The 16,938-nt window shown below is 66.4% G+C and carries 18 protein-coding genes; 13 read left to right on the top strand and 5 right to left on the bottom strand.

The features are described from left to right. Nucleotides 1–27: 27 nt before the first annotated feature. The 4 genes from AC1PPK_RS17200 (at nucleotide 28) to AC1PPK_RS17185 (ending at nucleotide 4,330) form a co-directional block, all read left to right on the top strand. On the top strand, nucleotides 28–1,284 hold the full coding sequence (locus tag AC1PPK_RS17200; RefSeq protein ID WP_481114230.1) for an ABC transporter substrate-binding protein: 1,257 nt from the start codon (nucleotides 28–30) through the stop codon (nucleotides 1,282–1,284). Between the two features lie 93 nt (nucleotides 1,285–1,377). Next, nucleotides 1,378–2,316: a carbohydrate ABC transporter permease gene (locus AC1PPK_RS17195; RefSeq protein ID WP_481114229.1), complete on the top strand. Its 939-nt coding sequence runs from the start codon at nucleotides 1,378–1,380 to the stop codon at nucleotides 2,314–2,316. After that, nucleotides 2,309–3,190, top strand: coding sequence for a carbohydrate ABC transporter permease (locus AC1PPK_RS17190; protein ID WP_481114228.1), 882 nt, complete (start codon nucleotides 2,309–2,311; stop codon nucleotides 3,188–3,190). Before AC1PPK_RS17195 ends, AC1PPK_RS17190 begins: the two co-directional genes overlap by 8 nt. Before the next feature lie 27 nt (nucleotides 3,191–3,217). Then, the gene (locus AC1PPK_RS17185; protein WP_481114227.1) at nucleotides 3,218–4,330 is read left to right on the top strand and encodes an ABC transporter ATP-binding protein; all 1,113 of its coding nucleotides are present in this window, start codon (nucleotides 3,218–3,220) and stop codon (nucleotides 4,328–4,330) included. 24 nt (nucleotides 4,331–4,354) lie between these two features. Here AC1PPK_RS17185 and AC1PPK_RS17180 read toward each other — a convergent pair whose 3' ends face one another. Genes AC1PPK_RS17180 through AC1PPK_RS17170 form a run of 3 tightly spaced genes read right to left on the bottom strand, consistent with a single transcriptional unit; the run spans nucleotide 4,355 to nucleotide 6,671 of the window. Further along, nucleotides 4,355–4,843, bottom strand: coding sequence for a heme-degrading domain-containing protein (locus AC1PPK_RS17180; RefSeq protein WP_481114226.1), 489 nt, complete (start codon nucleotides 4,841–4,843; stop codon nucleotides 4,355–4,357). Beyond that, complete coding sequence (locus AC1PPK_RS17175; protein WP_481114225.1) at nucleotides 4,834–5,904, bottom strand: oxidoreductase; 1,071 nt, start codon at nucleotides 5,902–5,904, stop codon at nucleotides 4,834–4,836. Before AC1PPK_RS17175 ends, AC1PPK_RS17180 begins: the two co-directional genes overlap by 10 nt. After that, nucleotides 5,901–6,671, bottom strand: a complete 771-nt coding sequence (locus AC1PPK_RS17170; RefSeq protein WP_481114224.1) for a DeoR/GlpR family DNA-binding transcription regulator — start codon at nucleotides 6,669–6,671, stop codon at nucleotides 5,901–5,903. Before AC1PPK_RS17170 ends, AC1PPK_RS17175 begins: the two co-directional genes overlap by 4 nt. Nucleotides 6,672–6,838: 167 nt before the next feature. On the opposite strand from AC1PPK_RS17170, the gene AC1PPK_RS17165 reads away from it, so the two are divergent. The 3 genes from AC1PPK_RS17165 (at nucleotide 6,839) to AC1PPK_RS17155 (ending at nucleotide 10,507) form a co-directional block, all read left to right on the top strand. Further along, complete coding sequence (locus AC1PPK_RS17165; protein ID WP_481114223.1) at nucleotides 6,839–8,749, top strand: glucokinase; 1,911 nt, start codon at nucleotides 6,839–6,841, stop codon at nucleotides 8,747–8,749. Between the two features lie 73 nt (nucleotides 8,750–8,822). Beyond that, on the top strand, nucleotides 8,823–10,136 hold the full coding sequence (locus tag AC1PPK_RS17160; RefSeq protein ID WP_481114222.1) for a hypothetical protein: 1,314 nt from the start codon (nucleotides 8,823–8,825) through the stop codon (nucleotides 10,134–10,136). A 14-nt stretch (nucleotides 10,137–10,150) separates the two neighbouring features. Then, nucleotides 10,151–10,507, top strand: coding sequence for a hypothetical protein (locus AC1PPK_RS17155; RefSeq protein WP_481114221.1), 357 nt, complete (start codon nucleotides 10,151–10,153; stop codon nucleotides 10,505–10,507). A gap of 8 nt (nucleotides 10,508–10,515) precedes the next feature. Here AC1PPK_RS17155 and groL read toward each other — a convergent pair whose 3' ends face one another. Together groL and AC1PPK_RS17145 are read right to left on the bottom strand one after the other, a co-directional pair. Then, a complete protein-coding gene (gene groL / locus AC1PPK_RS17150) occupies nucleotides 10,516–12,150 on the bottom strand; it encodes a chaperonin GroEL (RefSeq protein ID WP_481114220.1) in 1,635 nt (544 codons plus the stop codon). 59 nt (nucleotides 12,151–12,209) lie between these two features. Continuing rightward, entirely contained in the window at nucleotides 12,210–12,500 is a 291-nt protein-coding gene (locus AC1PPK_RS17145) for a co-chaperone GroES (protein WP_079437001.1), read from the bottom strand. Nucleotides 12,501–12,877: 377 nt separating this feature from the next. Here AC1PPK_RS17145 and AC1PPK_RS17140 point away from each other — a divergent pair, with 377 nt between their 5' ends. The 6 genes from AC1PPK_RS17140 to AC1PPK_RS17115 all read left to right on the top strand — a co-directional run bounded on the left by AC1PPK_RS17140 (nucleotide 12,878) and on the right by AC1PPK_RS17115 (nucleotide 16,822). Next, entirely contained in the window at nucleotides 12,878–13,195 is a 318-nt protein-coding gene (locus tag AC1PPK_RS17140; protein ID WP_481114219.1) for a DUF2325 domain-containing protein, read from the top strand. A gap of 124 nt (nucleotides 13,196–13,319) precedes the next feature. Then, a complete protein-coding gene (locus AC1PPK_RS17135) occupies nucleotides 13,320–14,156 on the top strand; it encodes a methionine ABC transporter ATP-binding protein (protein WP_481114218.1) in 837 nt (278 codons plus the stop codon). Further along, a complete protein-coding gene (locus AC1PPK_RS17130) occupies nucleotides 14,149–14,814 on the top strand; it encodes a methionine ABC transporter permease (RefSeq protein ID WP_481114217.1) in 666 nt (221 codons plus the stop codon). Before AC1PPK_RS17135 ends, AC1PPK_RS17130 begins: the two co-directional genes overlap by 8 nt. Before the next feature lie 42 nt (nucleotides 14,815–14,856). Next, nucleotides 14,857–15,693, top strand: coding sequence for a MetQ/NlpA family ABC transporter substrate-binding protein (locus AC1PPK_RS17125; protein ID WP_481114216.1), 837 nt, complete (start codon nucleotides 14,857–14,859; stop codon nucleotides 15,691–15,693). Nucleotides 15,694–15,833: 140 nt separating this feature from the next. After that, nucleotides 15,834–16,265, top strand: a complete 432-nt coding sequence (locus tag AC1PPK_RS17120; RefSeq protein ID WP_481114215.1) for an antitoxin Xre/MbcA/ParS toxin-binding domain-containing protein — start codon at nucleotides 15,834–15,836, stop codon at nucleotides 16,263–16,265. Then, the gene (locus tag AC1PPK_RS17115) at nucleotides 16,262–16,822 is read left to right on the top strand and encodes an RES family NAD+ phosphorylase (protein WP_481114214.1); all 561 of its coding nucleotides are present in this window, start codon (nucleotides 16,262–16,264) and stop codon (nucleotides 16,820–16,822) included. The genes AC1PPK_RS17120 and AC1PPK_RS17115 overlap by 4 nt, the downstream gene beginning before the upstream one ends. The last annotated feature ends 116 nt before the right edge of the window (nucleotides 16,823–16,938 follow it).

The following is a 16,938-nucleotide window of genomic DNA, read 5'->3' as shown; positions in this document are numbered from 1 at the left end:
GAATCTGCTTCCCGAGGAGGAAGAGCGATGAAGACCCTGACCAAGACCCTGCACGCAGCGCTGTTGTCTACCTCTCTGCTGGCCGCGGCCGGTGCCCAGGCCGCCGACGTGGAAGTGCTGCACTGGTGGACCGCCGGCGGCGAAGCCCGCTCGGTGGCCGAGCTGAAAAAGATGCTCGAGGCCAAGGGCCACAAATGGAAGGACTTCGCGGTGGCCGGTGGCGGCGGCGAGAACGCCATGACGGTGCTGAAGTCCCGCGTGGTGTCCGGCAACCCGCCGACCGCCGCGCAGATCAAGGGGCCAAGCATCCAGGAGTGGGGCGCCGAAGGCGTGCTGGCCAACATGAACGACGTGGCCAAGGCCGGCAACTGGGACGGCCTGCTGCCGCCGGTGGTGGCCAACGTGATGAAGTACAAGGGCAACTACGTGGCGGTGCCGGTGAATGTGCACCGGGTGAACTGGATGTGGGCGAATCCGGAGGTCTTCAAGAAGGCCGGCGTGGCGATTCCCAAGACCTGGGACGAATTTCCCGCTGCTGCGGAAAAGCTGCAGAAGGCCGGCTTCGTCCCGGTGGCCCACGGCGGCCAGCCCTGGCAGGACTTCACGCTGTTCGAATCGGTGGTGATGGGCGTCGGCGGCCCGGCCTTCTACAAGAAGGCGCTGGTGGACCTGGACCAGGCCTCGCTGAAGGGGCCGACGATGATCAAGGCGTTGGAAACCCTGCAGATGGTGCGCAAGTACATCGACAAGGACGCCGCCAACCGGGACTGGAACCTGGCCACCGCGATGGTCATCAACGGCAAGGCGGCGATGCAGTTCATGGGCGACTGGGCCAAGGGCGAGTTCAGTGCTGCCGGCAAGAAGCCCGGCAAGGACTACGTATGCCTGCCGGCGCCGGGCACCGCCAACGGCTTCACCTTCAACATCGACAGCCTGGTGATGTTCACGCAGAAGTCGGCCGACGCCAAGAAGGGCCAGCAGGACCTCGCCACCGCGGTGATGAGTCCCGAGTTCCAGGAAGTCTTCAACCTCAACAAGGGTTCGATCCCGGCCCGCCAGGGCATGGACCTCGCCAAGTTCGACGACTGCGCCAAGCAGTCCGCCGCCGACTTCACCGCCAGCGCCAAGAGCGGCGGGCTGGTGCCGAGCATCGCCCACCAGATGGCGGTGCCGGCGGCGACCGCCGGCGCGATCCAGGACGTGGTGACCCAGTTCTTCAACAGCCACACGCTGACGCCCAAGGCCGCCGCCGACAAGCTGGCCCTGGCCGCGAAGGTCCGGTAACAGCGCAGCAAGAACGGCCTGGCCGCGCATGAGCCGGGCCCGTGATAACAGATCCCGCCGCGGCAGCGCCGCGGACGGGATGGAGGACGACAAATGAACGCGACGGTGCTTTCTTCAACCACCGCTCCGGCGGCCCGGCCTGCCCGGCGCTGCCGATGGTGCGACACCCTGGATGCGTGGCTGCCTAAGCTGGTGGTGGCGCCTACCTTCGTGTGCTCCCTGGTCTTCGTCTACGGCTACATCCTGTGGACCGCGGTGCTCTCCCTGACCCCCTCGCGCCTGCTGCCGAACTATGAGTTCGCCGGGCTGGCCCAGTACGAAGCCCTGTTCGACAACGAGCGCTGGTGGCAGGCCCTGTCCAACCTGGCCGTGTTCGGCGGCGGCTTCATCGTCATCTGCCTGGCCGTGGGCCTGCTGCTGGCGGTGCTGCTGGACCAGAAGATCCGCGCAGAGGGCTTCATCCGCTCGGTCTACCTGTACCCGATGGCGCTGTCCTTCATCGTCACCGGCACGGCCTGGAAGTGGATCCTCAACCCGGAGTTCGGCATCGAGAAGCTGGTGCATGACTGGGGCTTCACCAACTTCCGCTTCGACTGGCTGATCGATCCGGAATGGTCCATCTACACCGTGATCGTCGCCGCCGTGTGGCAGTCCTCGGGCTTCGTGATGGCGCTGTTCCTGGCCGGTCTGCGTGGCATCGACGATTCGATCATCAAGGCGGCCCAGGTGGATGGTGCCTCGATGCCGACCATCTACCGCCGCATCATCATCCCCAGCCTGCGGCCGGTGTTCTTCTCCAGCTTCATGATCCTGGCCCACATCGCGGTCAAGAGCTTCGACCTGGTGATGGCCCTGACCAACGGCGGGCCGGGCTTCTCCAGCGACCTGCCGGCGACCTTCATGTACTCCTTCGCCTTCACGCGCAACCAGATCGGCCTCGGCGCCGCCAGCGCGATGATGATGCTGATGATCGTGGTGGCCGTCATCGTCCCCTTCATGTATTCGGAAATGCGGAGGTCCCGCCATGGCTGACATGTCTGTTGCTCACACCGCGGGCGCCTCGAAGCTCGGCCGCTTCATCATCTACGGGCTGCTGGCGCTGGTCTGCCTGTACTACCTGATGCCGCTGTTCGTGATGTTGTCGACTTCGCTGAAAAGCCTCGACGAGATCCGCGCCGGCAACCTGTTGTCGCTGCCCGGCGAGTTCCGTACCGACGCCTGGGTGAAGGCCTGGGATTCGGCCTGCACCGGCGTGCAGTGCGAAGGCCTCAAGGGCTTCTTCTGGAACTCGGTGTCCTTCGTGGTGCCGGCGGTGGTGATCTCGACGATGATCGGCGCCTTCAACGGCTACGCGCTGACGATGTACCGCTTCCGCGGCAGCGACCTGGTGTTCGGGATGCTGATGATCGGCTGCTTCATCCCCTTTCAGGTGGTGCTGCTGCCGATGGCCCAGACCCTCGGCGCGCTGGGTATCGCCAACTCGACGGTCGGCCTGGTCTTCGTGCATGTGGTGTATGGCGCGGCCTTCACGACGCTTTTCTTCCGCAACTACTACGTGACGATCCCGGACGAGCTGGTGAAGGCGGCCAAGATCGACGGCGCCGGCTTCCTGCGCATCTTCTTCAGCATCATCCTGCCGCTGTCGGTGCCGATCATCGTGGTCAGCGTGATCTGGCAATTCACCCAGGTGTGGAACGACTTCCTGTTCGGCGTGGTGTTCTCGTCCGGCGACCGCCAGCCGATCACCGTGGCGCTGAACAACCTGGTGAATACCTCGACCGGGGTGAAGGAATACAACGTGGACATGGCCGCCGCCATCATCGCGGCGCTGCCGACCCTGCTGGTGTACATCGTTGCCGGCAAGTACTTCGTGCGTGGCCTGACCGCCGGTGCGGTCAAGGGCTGACAAGACAAATACAGGAGTGAGACGAAAATGGGCGCTTTATCCATCCGCAACGTGCGCAAGTCCTATCACGGCAACGAGATCCTGAAGGGCATCGACCTGGAAATCGAGAAGGGCGAATTCCTGATCCTGGTCGGCCCGTCCGGCTGCGGCAAATCGACGCTGCTGTCGATGATCGCCGGCCTGGATAGCGTGACCTCCGGCGAGATCCGTATCGGCGACCGGGTCGTCAATAACCTCAGTCCGAAGGACCGGGACATCGCGATGGTCTTCCAGTCCTATGCGCTGTATCCCAACATGACGGTGCGCGAGAACATCTCCTTCGGCCTGCAGATCCGCAAGGTGCCGGCCGCCGAGCAGGCGCGCATCGTCGAGCGCGTCGCCAACACGCTGCAGATCGGCCATCTGCTCGACCGCAAGCCGTCCCAGCTGTCCGGCGGCCAGCGCCAGCGGGTGGCGATGGGCCGGGCGATCTCCCGCGAGCCGTCCCTGTTCCTGTTCGACGAGCCGCTGTCCAACCTGGATGCCAAGCTGCGCGTCGAGATGCGTACCGAGATCAAGCTGCTGCACCAGCGCATGGGCACCAGCATCGTCTACGTGACCCACGACCAGATCGAGGCGATGACCCTCGGCGACAAGATCGCCGTGATGAAGGCCGGCGAGGTGCAGCAGTTCGGCACCCCGCGGGAGATCTACGACAACCCGGCCAACCTGTTCGTGGCCGGCTTCATGGGCTCGCCGTCGATGAACTTCATCCCGGCCAAGGTCGAGGCGGTGGGCAGCGGCTACGGCGTGAAGCTGGAAAGCGGCCAGCACACCCATGTCTTCCCAGTGCCGGCGGCCGACGGCAAGCTGAAGGCCTGGGAGGGCAGGGAAGTCCTGTTCGGCATCCGCCCGGAGCAGATCACCCACAAGAGCGAATCCCGCCTCGGCTTGCCCCAGTTCCAGACCGCCGAGATGCCGATCCGCCTGACCGAGCCGACCGGGCCGGACACCATGGTGCTGGTGCCGATCAATGGCAAGGACGTAGTGTGCCGCGTGCATCCGGCCCACGCCCGGCAGCCGGGCGAGTCGATGGAGCTGATGTTCGATCTGTCCAAGTCGGTGTTCTTCGACCCGGCCAGCGAGCAGCGCATCGCCTGAGCTGCCGCCTGCCTGCGCTTCGGTTCAGGCGGGCGGTGGCGAATACGCCAGGCCCAGTTCGGCACTCAGCGCCTCGACCACCAGCTCGTGGTCGAGGCGCTGGGGGAGTCCTGAAACTGCCACGAAACCAATGACGCCGGCGCCTTCCACGCAGAGTGGAAAGGCGCCGCCGTGGCTTGCATAGTCGGCGGCCGGCAGGCCGTAGCGGCTCGTCAGGTCGCCGCCTTTCTCCTGCAGGCTCAGGCCGACGGCGTAGGAGCTGCGCAGGAAGCGCGTCACCACATTGCCCTTGCGGCGGATCCAGTCGCCGTTGTCCGGCGTCGTGCCCGGCAGTGCCGCATGGAACAGCAGCTGGCCGCAGCGGCGGATCTCGATGGCAACGGCCAGCCGGCGTTCCACGGCCATGCCGCGCAGGCGCGAGCCGAGCCGCCAGGCGAAGTCCTCGTCGAAGCGGGGTAGGCGCAGGGCGGTTTCCTGGGTGGCGACGCGGGTGATCTCGTCCTTCAGTTCCATGCGCTGCGCTCCTTGTCGGTCAGCTCCAGGTCGGTGCGCTGGCCGCTGCGGGCGCTACGCCGGGCGGCGTCGATGACGGCCATCACAGCCAGGGCTTCGTGGGCCGGCACCGGGTTGGGCGCGCCTTCCCGCAGCGCCGCATGGATGCCTGCGTAGTAGGCCGGGTAGTCGCCGCGGGGCAGCGGCGGCGTGGTGGTCGAGCCGTCGGCGGCATACAGGGCGGGCGCTTGTGGATCGAGCCCCCAGTCCGGCGCACCGGGACGCATGCCGGCCTTGAGCTGGTCTTCCTGGCAGTCCAGTCCGTATTTGACCCAGCTGCCGGCGGTGCCGTGGACGGCGAAGCGCGGCATGCCGCCGGCCACCAGCATCGAGGCACGCAACGTGACCTGCAGGCGGCCGTAGTCCAGATCCACCTGGGCCCAGTCGTCTGTCTCGGCGCCATCCCGCTGGATGGCGAAGCGGGCCGACACGCTGTCCGGCAGGCCGAAGAGCTGCAGGGCCTGGTCGACAAGGTGCGGCCCCAGGTCGTACCACACGCCGCCTCCGGCCACCGCCTGCTCACGCCAGCGGGCGCGCACTTCCGGGCGGAAACGCTCGAAGCGGGATTCCAGCTGGGTAGGCCGGCCGAGACGGCCATCGGCGAGCAGCGCACGCAGGGCCAGAAAGTCCGCGTCCCAGCGGCGGTTATGGAAAACCGACAGCAGCCGGCCATGCTGTTCGGCGAGGCGGATCAGCTCGCGGGCTTCGGCCAGCTCGACGGTGAAGGGCTTGTCCACGACCAGGTGCTTGCCGGCGGCCAGCGCCGCGGCGGCGAGAGTTGCGTGGGTGTCGTTGGGGCTGGCGATGACCACCAGCTCGATATCCGGCGAGTGGATGGCGGCCAGCGGATCGGCCACGACGCGGGCGTCCGGCCAGTCGGCGGAGACGGCCTGGCCCTGGCTGGAGGCGATGCAGGCGAGGCGCAGGCCTGGCGTGGCGGCGATCAGCGGGGCGTGGAAGGTCTTGCCGGCGTTGCCGTAGCCGATCAGGGCGACCGGAACAGGTTGGGCGGGTGTCGTCATCGGGTTTGCTCTCCGGTGCTGTCGAGGGCGGTTTGCGTGAGGCCGGCGGGTAAGTTGGCAGATGAGTCGGCAAAAAAAGGCTGGTCGCAGAACAAGCGCGCGAAATCGTCCAGCGGGGCGACCGCATGGGGCGCGAGGGTGTCGAACTTGAGGTGGTCGGTGGCCAGCCAGTGGCTGCTGCTACAGGCGAGCATCGCGCGCTTGACCTCGGCGTCGCCGGCCTCGGTGGCGGTCAGCCCGTGGCGTGAATGCAGCGCGCAGGCGCCGAGGATGGCGAGGTCGACGCGGTAGCGGCGCACGGTGTCCACCGTGGCTGCTCCGCGGAACAGGCGTTGGCGCGCATCCCATTCGCCACCGGCCAGCACCAAGCGAATCTCGGGCCGGGTGCTCAGCGCCTGGGCGACATCCAGCGAGTGGGTCACGACGAGATGTGGCCCACGCAGCGCCCGCGCGACGGCCAGCAGCGTCGAGCCGGCGTCGAGCATCAGGGACGCGTCTGGCGGAATTGCGTTGGCGACGGCGCGGCCGAGGGCTTCCTTCTCTTCGGGTAGCACCGCGTCACGGGCCGTGCGGGGTAGGGCGTGCATGTCGGCCAGCACTGCGCCGCCGTGGCTGCGGGTCAGCAGGCCCTGGGCTTCCAGGTGTTTCAGGTCGCGGCGGATGGTGTCGTCGGACACATCGAGGGCGGTGGCGAGTTCGAGGATGCCGGCCTGGCCGCTGTTGGCCAGGTGCTGGAGGAGGGCGCGGTGACGGGCGGCGGGGAGCATGGGGTCCAAACAAAGTGGGGAATACCCGCAATTCTATTTGCGGTTTTGTGCATAAGTATACGGTTTTGTGAAAAGCTCGCCGCAAAAAACCGCGTGGGCAGCATCGGCTTCCGCTTGGGTTATGCTTGCGGGCAGATTTGAAGGGCATCAGCGAACAGGAGAAGGACGTGGGAGGAGCAATGGCCGCCGGCTGGGACATGCAGGGCAATGAAGCGAGTGGGGTGCTGTACGACAGCGGCCCGCGTCTGCTCGCCGACGTGGGGGCGACCAATGCGCGCTTCGCGCTGGAAACCGCGCCGGGCCGGCTGGAACAGCTGGCGGTGCTGACCTGTGCCGACCATGCCGGTTTCGTGGCGGTGGTGCAGGCCTATTTCGCTGGCCTGCGCGGGCCGCGGCCGCGCCATGCGGCGGTGGCCATCGCCAACCCCATCGATGGCGATTTCGTGAAGATGACCAACCGGGACTGGCAGTTCTCCATCGAGGACGCGCGCCGTGGCCTGGACCTGGACACCCTGCTGGTGGTCAACGACTTCACCGCGCTGGCCATGTCCCTGCCGTATCTCGGCAACCCGCAGCGGCGCCAGGTCGGCGGTGGCGAGGCGCGCCAGAACGCGGTGATCGGCCTGATCGGCCCTGGCACCGGGCTGGGCGTTTCCGGCTTGATCCCCGCCGAGGACCGCTGGATCACGCTGGGCTCGGAAGGCGGCCACGTGAGCTTTGCGCCGGCGGACGAGCGGGAAGTGTTCATCCTGCAGTATGCGTGGAAGGAACTGCCCCACGTCTCCGCCGAGCGCCTGGTGTCCGGCCCCGGCCTGGAGCTGATCCACCGGGCGCTGGCCGCACGCAATGGCGTCGAGGCGCCCGGCCGCAGCGCGCCGGACATCGTGCAGGCGGTGCTGAACGGCGACACCGGCCTGTGCGCCGAGGCGGTGGAGTGCTTCTGCGCAATGCTCGGCACGGTGGCCGCCGACGTGGCGGTAACACTCGGTGCGGTCGGCGGCATCTACATCGGCGCGGGCATCGTGCCGCGCTTGGGCGAGGTGTTCGACCGCTCGGCCTTCCGCCAGCGTTTCGAGAGCAAGGGCCGTTTCGCCGACTACCTGGCGCAGATCCCGACCTATGTGATCACCGCCGCCAACCCGGCCTTCCTCGGCGTGGCGGCGATCCTCGGCGCCCATCTGCAGCGCGGCGAATCGGAGAGCCCGATGCTTGGCAACATCCGCCGCGCCAAGGCCAGCCTGAGCCCGGCGGAGCAGCGCGTCGCCCAGTTCCTGCTGAGCCAGCCGCGCATGTTCCTCAACGAGCCCATCGTCGAGATCGCCCGCCATTCCGAGGTCAGCCAGCCGACGGTGATCCGCTTCTGCCGCTCGCTGGGCGCCCAGGGCCTGGCCGAGTTCAAGCGCAAGCTGGCCTCGGGGATCAGCGGCACGGTGCCGGTGCGCCACAGCCAGGTGCGGCTTGGCGACTCCGCGCCGGACCTGTCGGTGAAGGTGCTCGACAACACGGTGTCGGCGATCCTGCGCTTCCGCGACAGCCTCGACCCGGAGGCCGTCGAGAAGGCCATCGCACTGCTGCAGAAGGCGCGGCGCATCGAGTTCTACGGCATGGGCAACTCGGCGGTGGTGGCCATCGATGGCCAGCACAAGTTCTTCCGCTTCCGCATTCCGACGGTGGCCTATTCCGACTCGCGCCTGCAGATGATGGCGGCGGAGCTGCTCGGCAAGGACGACGTGGTGGTGGCGGTGTCCCGCTCCGGCGCGATGGCCGACATCCTGCAGGCAGTGGACCTGGCGCTGGCTGCCGGCGCCAGCGTCATCGCCATCACCACCAGCAATTCGCCGCTGGCCGCCAAAGCCACCGTGGCGCTGGCGGTGGACCACGCCGAGGACGGCACCAGCTACATCTCGATGGTGTCGCGCATCCTGCACCTGCTGATGATCGACATCCTGGCCGTCGGCGTGGCGGTGCGCCTGCTCGACCCGGCGGCCGCCGACCGGGAGCTGGGCAAGGGTCTGACCGGCGCGGTCGGCACACCCGCTCCGGGCGGACTGGGCAATTTGATCTCCCACGCCAGTTAAGGCATGCAGAGTGGTCCGCCCGCGGCAGCCTGGCTCCCGCGGGTGGGAGGCTTGCCGGTATTAATTCAAGACGATGCGTGAATCGGATACACAGCACACGCTGCTCAAGCGCCAGCCCTTGGCCTCGGCCTTGCTGGCCGTGATGATCGTGCTGGCGGCATTGACGGGGACGGGCCACGGGCCACCAAGCGGGTGGGCCGGCGCCAGCGCCTGGCTGGCCGCGGCGCTCCTGTGGCCACGCCTGCCCGCAGCGCAGAAACGCCAGGCCGTGTTGCTGGCGGGTTGCGGGCTGCTGGCCTTCGGGGTGAGTCTGTTCCATGGCCAGCGTCCGGCGTGGCTCAGTGTGCTGACGCAGAATACGGCGCTGCTGGGCATGCTCGGAGCGGTCAGCTTCCTGCAGTTGCTCAATACGGCGGAAGATGCCCGCGAGACGCTGCCGCAGGGGCGAAAGGCCTTGTGGCGCACGGCCCTTGGCGTGCATCTGCTGGGGGCGGTCATCAACCTGTCGGCGGTCTTCATCATGGCCGAGCGGATCAGGGCGGCGGGCAAGCTCCGTCCCGAGCAGGCCATGATCCTTGGGCGGGCCTTTCTGGCGGCGGCCCTGTGGTCGCCCTTCTTTGCGGCCACCGCGGTTGCGTTGACCAATGCGCCGGGCGCCAATCCAATGCGGCTGGCCGGCATCGGCGCGGCGCTCGCTGCCGTGCTGCTGGTGCTGGCAGTGCGCGATATCGAAAGAGCGCTGGGCAACAGCAGCGCGACCTTCGTCGGCTACCCCATGCATCTGCGGGCGCTGCGTGTGCCGGCCTTGCTCTCCGTGCTGGTTGCGGCCGGGCATTGGCTGCTTCCGCAGTGGGCGGCGCTGTCCATCGTCAGCCTGTCTGCGCTGGCGATCGTCTGCGCGGTGACCTCCGTTGAAAAGGGCCCCGGGGCCGCCGCACGGTCGATCTACCGCCATGCCAGGGACCGCCTGCCCGGCATGTCCGGCGAGCTCATCCTGTTTCTGGCGGCCGGGGTCTTTGCCAGCGGCTTGCAGTCGCTGATCAGCCTCGGCGGCGTGTGGATGCCTTTCAGCGTGTTCGGCACCTTCGAGGCGGCGATCATCCTGGCCCTGATGATCCTGCTGTCCATTCTCGGTATCCACGTGGTGATCTCGATCACCATCATGGCGTCCTGGCTGGCACCGCTTCACCCGGAACCCGACCTGCTTGCCCTGGTCTTCGTCGAGTCGTGGGCCATTGGACTTGCCGCGGGCTCGATGTCCGGCATCCACATCGCCATCCAGGGGCGCTTCGGCGTCCCGGCCGGCACCCTGGCGCGCGGCAACATGCGCTATTGCCTGCAAGCCTACTGTCTCGCCGTCGTGTGGCTGGCGCTCGCTTCCAGATAAGAAGAACACTCTTCATGACCGCATTCCCCGGGGGGGCTGCGGCGGGCATCATTCCGCTCTCGATGGCCTGGATTGGCGACAAGGTTCCCTATGCGGAGCGCCAGCACACCCTGGCCCGCTTCATCGGCGGACAGATCGCTGGGGTGCTCACCGATACGGTGGGCTGGCGCTGGGCCTTTGGCTTCGTCTACGTGCTCTATCTGCTGATTGGCTTGCACGTGCTGGCGGAATCCCGATGCAATCCGCTGACGTACCCGCAGCCTGGCGCCACGAGCGGGCAGAGCGGGCTGGCTTGCCCAGCGGCTGATGGCCACAAAAAAGCCGGCCCCGAAGGGCCGGCCGTCACAAGCAGGGGGGCTGCCGTGAGGTGATCAGGTGATCAGAAGCCGCCGCCGAAGCCTTCCGGATGGTGGCCGGGAGGCACGGCCGGCTTGTCGTCCGGCAGTTCCGCCACGATGGCGTCGGTGGTGAGGATCAGTGCCGCCACGGACGCGGCGTTCTGCAGCGCGGAGCGGGTGACCTTGGCCGGGTCGAGCACGCCTTGCTCGACCAGATCGCCGTAGGTGCCGTTGCCGGCGTTGTAGCCGAAGTTGCCGTCGCCCTCGATGACCTTGTTGACCACCACCGAGGCCTCGTCGCCGGCGTTGGCGACGATCTGGCGCAGGGGTTCCTCGACGGCGCGCAGCACGATCTTGATGCCCGCATCCTGGTCGTGGTTGTCGCCCTTGAGTTCGGAGATGGCCTTGCGGGCACGCAGCAGCGCGACGCCGCCGCCGGGCACCACGCCTTCTTCCACCGCCGCACGGGTGGCGTGCAGCGCGTCTTCCACGCGGGCCTTCTTTTCCTTCAGTTCGACTTCGGTGGCCGCGCCGACCTTGATCACCGCCACGCCGCCGGCCAGCTTGGCCTTGCGCTCCTGCAGCTTCTCCTTGTCGTAGTCGGAGGTGGCTTCGGCGATCTGCGCGTCGATGATGCCCACGCGGGCCTTGATCGCATCGGCGCTGCCGAGGCCATCCACCACGGTGGTGTTTTCCTTGCCGACTTCGATGCGCTTGGCCTGGCCGAGATCGTCCAGCGTGGCCTTGTCCAGCGTCAGGCCGACTTCCTCGGCGATCACGCGACCGCCGGTCAGGATGGCGATGTCTTCCAGGATGGCCTTGCGGCGGTCGCCGAAGCCCGGCGCCTTGACGGCGACAACCTTCAGTATGCCGCGGATGGTGTTGACCACCAGCGTCGCCAGGGCTTCGCCTTCCACGTCCTCGGCGATGATCAGCAGCGGGCGGCCGGCCTTGGCCACTTGCTCCAGCACCGGCAGCAGGTCGCGGATGTTGGAGATCTTCTTGTCGAACAGCAGGATGAACGGATCGTCCAGCGCGGCGATCTGCTTGTCCGGGTTGTTGATGAAGTAGGGCGACAGGTAGCCGCGGTCGAACTGCAGACCTTCCACCACGTCCAGCTCATTGGCCAGGGACTTGCCGTCCTCCACGGTGATCACGCCGGACTTGCCGACACGATCGATGGCGTCGGCGATGATCTGGCCGATGTCGGCGTCGGAGTTGGCGGAGATGGCGCCGACCTGAGCGATTTCCTTGCTGGTGGTGGTCGGGCGGGCGATGTTCTTGATCTCGGCGACGATGGCGACGACGGCCTTGTCGATGCCGCGCTTGAGATCGGTGGGGTTGTAGCCGGCGGCCACGTATTTGAAGCCTTCACGCACGATGGCCTGGGCCAGCACGGTGGCGGTGGTGGTGCCGTCGCCGGCGTTGTCGGAGGTCTTGGAGGCGACTTCCTTCACCAGCTGGGCGCCGATGTTCTCGTACTTGTCCTTCAGCTCGATTTCCTTGGCCACGGACACGCCGTCCTTGGTCACCGTCGGGGCGCCAAAGGCACGCTCCAGGACCACGTTGCGGCCTTTCGGGCCGAGGGTGACCTTGACCGCGTCGGCCAGGATGTTGACGCCGACGACGATGCGGGCACGGGCGTCGTCGCCGAAGAGGACTTTCTTGGATGCCATGAGTGGAGAGCTCCTGATTCTTAATGTCTTGTGGTGTTGTCGGGTGCGGGGCTGGGGAATCAGCCTTCGATGATGGCGATGACGTCTTCCTCGCGCAGCACGAGGGCGTCGCTGCCGTCGATCTTGACGGCCTGGCCGGCGTACTTGCCGAACAGCACGCGGTCGCCGACCTTGACGGCCAGCGGACGCAGCTCGCCGCTGGCGAGCAGCTTGCCGTTGCCGACGGCCAGCACTTCACCCTGATCGGGCTTTTCACCGGCGCTGTCGGGGATGACGATGCCGCTGGCGGTGGTGCGCTCCGGGTCGAGGCGCTTGACGATGACGCGGTCGTAGAGCGGACGAATGGCCATTTTTCTGAGTTCTCCGTTGCTTGATTTGGACGATCCGGCCGGCCTGCGATGGCAGGGCTGCGGCCTTGGATCACCTATCGCAAGGGCAATGCCAGCACTCGACGCCCTTGATTGCTAACAAGAATCTTCCCGAGCGCGGCGCAGGTGCTGTTTGGATTTCAACAGTGATGCTCACCGGCTGCCCGGACGGCAGCATTTTTTGGCCTTCATGAATAAGCATGAATTCAAAATATTCAATAGCTTAGCTTTGGGGATGGAATAGCGCTTATGCCCCGTCCGCCTGCAATGCATATCGAAAGAATTTGGTTTGGTGCGCTGCGGGGCCGCGACACACTCACGTCATTCGTGCTGCGGCACGCTTTGAAGGAGTCGCCGATATGCAGGCAGTGATCGTGGGAGCGGACCGTATCGAAGGTATCCGCAGTGAAATCCTGCGGGTGGCCGACCAGTTCGGCATCAAGCAGATCGACCATTGGACCGGCCGCAAGGCCTCGGAGAACCGGCGCCAGCTGTCGCGCCGCACCGGTCTGGTGGTCTTCATGTGCGACCGGGCCAATCACATGCTGATGCGCAATGTGCGCAAGCAGGCGGAAGACCTGGGCATTCCCATGGTGTTCTGCCGGCACTCCGCCACCGAAGTGCGTGAGCGGCTCGACGACCTGAGCTGTGCCCGCTGCGCGCATCGCAAGCAGTAAGCAAGAGTCCGCCGAGCGTGGAAAGCTATCCACGGCGGCGCTGTAAAGCTCAGCAGGATTACTTGGTTCGGGAGCGGGCAGGGCGGCGCTAGAGTCGCCCCATCGCTTCATTTTGCATAAGCCCATGTCCCGAACCAATAGTCCAACGCCGGCCATCGAATTGCGCGGCGTCTCCCGCCGCTTCACCGATCCGGGCGGACAGAACGTCGGCGTCCAGCCGACCAGCCTGGCGGTGCCAGCCGGCGAGATCCACGGGATCATCGGCTTCTCGGGTGCCGGCAAGTCCACGCTGCTGCGCCTGGTCAATCTCCTCGAACGGCCCGACGCGGGCCAGGTGATCGTGCACGGCCAGGACCTGACCCGCCTGTCCGCACCGGCGCTGCGCCACGCGCGCCACCGCATCGGCATGATCTTCCAGCACTTCAACCTGCTGCATAACCTCACGGTGGCCGAGAACGTCGCGCTGCCGATGCGCCTGTCCGGCGAGCCGGCGGCGCGCATCCGCGAACGCGTCGCGGCCTGCCTCGATTTCGTCGGCCTCGCCGCCAAGGCCGACGTGCATCCGGGCCGCCTCTCGGGCGGACAAAAGCAGCGCGTGGCCATTGCCCGTGCGCTGGCGCCAGAACCCCACGTGCTGCTCGCCGACGAACCAACTTCAGCCCTCGACCCACGGACGACGCTGGACCTGCTCGGCGTGCTGGCCGACGCCAACCGGCGCTTCGGCGTCACGATCCTGCTGGTCAGCCACGAGATGGAAGTCATCCGCCGCCTGTGCCATCGGGTATCGGTGATGGAGGCCGGCCAGATCGTCGAGCAGCTCGACATCGCCGACGGACGCATCCCGGAAGACTCCCGCCTGGGCGGCTGGCTGGCGGAGTTCGGCGGCGCGGCGGGCGGTGCTTCGTCCGCGCCGATTGAGCCCGCGCCCCATCATCTCGCCCAGGAGAGCGCCCATGCTTGAGACCCTCGAAGAACTGCTGCCGGAGATCCTCAAGGCCACCGGCGAAACCCTGCTGATGATGGGCATCTGCCTGTCGGCAGCCCTCGTGCTGGGCGGCGCCCTTGGCCTGCTGGTGTTCCTCACCAGCCGGGGCCAAGCGCTGGAGCGTTACCGGGCCTTCAACCTGCTGGCCAACGGCGTCATCAACGTGGTGCGTTCCTTCCCCTTCATCATCCTGCTGGTGGCGATCTCGCCCTTCACCCGGGTCGTGGCCGGCACCTCCATCGGCCCGCTGGCCGCCAGCGTGCCCCTGTCCATCGCTGCGATCTTCTATTTCGCGCGCCTCATCGAGCAGACCCTGCGCGACGTGCCGCGCGGCGTCATCGAAGCCGCCGAGGCGATGGGCGCCTCGCCGCTGCAGATCGTGCGTCACGTGCTGCTGGTGGAAGCCCGTTCCGGCCTGGTGCTGGCCGTCACCGTGCTGGCGGTGAGCTTCCTGTCCTACTCGGCGGTGGCCGGCGTGGTGGGCGGTGGCGGCATCGGCGACCTGGCGATCCGCTACGGCTACTACCGCTTCCAGACCGACGTGATGCTGATCACCATCGTCCTGCTGGTAGCCCTTGTGCAGAGCATCCAGTTTCTCGGCCAATGGCTGGCCCGGCGCGTGGACAAGCGCTGACCCATCAAGCATTCAATCCAAGCAAAAACAGGAGAACACAGCATGCATTCCTCTCGTCGTCAGTTCGGCCTGCGGGCGCTGCGCATCGCGGCAGTCCTGGGCGTCGCCGCCAGCCTGGGTCTCGGCCATGGCGCCGCCCACGCCCAGGAAAAGAAGACCCTGACCCTCGGCGCCACCGCCGGCTCCAACTTCGACCAGCTCAAGCTCGGCATCAAGCCCGTTCTCGAAAAGAAGGGCTACACCGTCAAGCTCGTCGAATTCAACGACTACGTGCAGCCCAACCTCGCGCTGGCCCAGGGTTCCCTGGACGCCAACCTGTTCCAGCACATCATCTACCTCAAGAAATTCTCGGCGGACAAGGGCCTGAATCTGGTGGACATCACCAAGGCCCCCATCGCGCCGCTCGGGCTGTACTCCAAGAAGCGCAAGAGCCTGGCCGATCTGAAGAGCGGCGACCGCATCACGCTGCCCAACGACCCCAGCAACCTGGCCCGCGCGCTGGTCTTCCTTGAACAGAACAAGCTCATCAAGGTGAAGCAGGGCGTCGATCCCCTGAAGGCCACCGAGAAGGACGTGGCCGAGAACCCCCACAAACTGGTGCTGACCCCCATCGAAGCCGCCCAGCTGCCGCGCACGCTGGACGACGCCGACTTCGTGGTGATCAACGGCAACTTCGCCATCTCCTCCGGCCTCAAGCTCACCGAAGCGGTCGTGCTGGAGAAGACCCCGGACCACTACCTCAACGTGGTCGCGGTGAAGGCCGAAGACAAGGACAAGCCGTGGGCGAAGGACCTGGCCGCGGCCTTCCGCGCGCCGGAGTACCGGGCGGCGCTGGACAAGCATTTCCAGGGATATGCGCGGCCGGCTTTCCTGCAGTAAGGCGAGGGACACACAGAAGCAGAGTGCTGAAGGCATGGGTGCCATGCCCAGTCCTTCCAGCGCCGCCCTTGGGCGCAATCGTTGAATCTTTGCGCCATCTGGCGCACCATCGTTTCCATCGTGGCTCACATGGAAGCGACATGAATTCATCCCTGCAGGACCGTCTGGCGAGCCGCCTGGGAGGTGCGCTCGGCATGCCCACGGCTGTCGATGAGATGAGTCTCGCCCGAACGGATCGCAAGCAGCTCGGCGGGATGTTGTTGCGCACGCTGGTGGGCGAACACCTCCTGGCGCCGGCCGACGTTTATCGGATCGTCCCTCGCAGAACCTGGATCCGGCGCAAGAACGAAGGCTTGCTCACCAACAGCGAGTTCGATGGACTGTACCGGATGCTCCGCCTGCAATTGTTGGCAGAGCTGGTTTTTGGGGATGCCCAACGCGCCCATGACTGGCTTCATACCCCGAAAAAGCGCCTCGACGGCATGGCACCGATGGATTTTGCAAGCGACGTCCTGGGCTTCGAAGCCGTCGAGAACTGGCTTCACGAGATCGACCAAGGGTATTTCGCTTGATCCTGTGGCGGATCAGCAATTACGTCAACCTCTCCGGCGTCGGAGGGCTCGTCCATCACGGCCGCTGGCACAACCGGGGGCGACCAGTCATCTATCTCGCCGAAAGTGCGTCAGCGGCACTCTTGGATGTGCTGGTCCACGTGGAAGCCGCCCATCCCGGCGAACTCCCGGCCCAGTACCAGTTGCTTGAAATAGAAGTCCCGGACGGTGTGTCGATCACCCACGTGACCCTGCCTGACGGCGCTCCGCTTACCGACGGTTGGCAGGCAGACCTCATCACAACGCGCCGTTGCGGAGATGCCTGGCTGGCCAACGGAACATCCCTGCTGCTTCGTGTTCCTTCGACCGTGGTGGGGCGCGCACACAATATCCTGCTCAACCCCCTCCATCCAGAGATGGCGGGCTGCCGAATCGTCTCAGCTATGGGGCGCGCACAAAGTATCCTGCTCAACCATCTCCAACCGGTGATGGCGGGCTGCCAAGTTGTCTCAGCCGCTCGTTATCCTTTTGACGGGCGGCTGCTGAAGGGTTCGGCTGTGTCCTCGTCAGGCCGTTGAGTTAGCGCCTTGCTCGAAACTGGAATTCCTTGCAATCCTGCCGCCGTGCCAGGATGGCCGGGGCGGTGAAGTGGGGGCAACGCGGCACGCGCATCAACACCATCAGCCCCGGCATC

This window comes from Zoogloea sp. JDB1 (assembly GCF_056724025.1).
The sequence above is the reverse complement of the archived record's forward strand: the minus strand, read 5'-3'. Positions and strand labels throughout refer to the sequence as shown.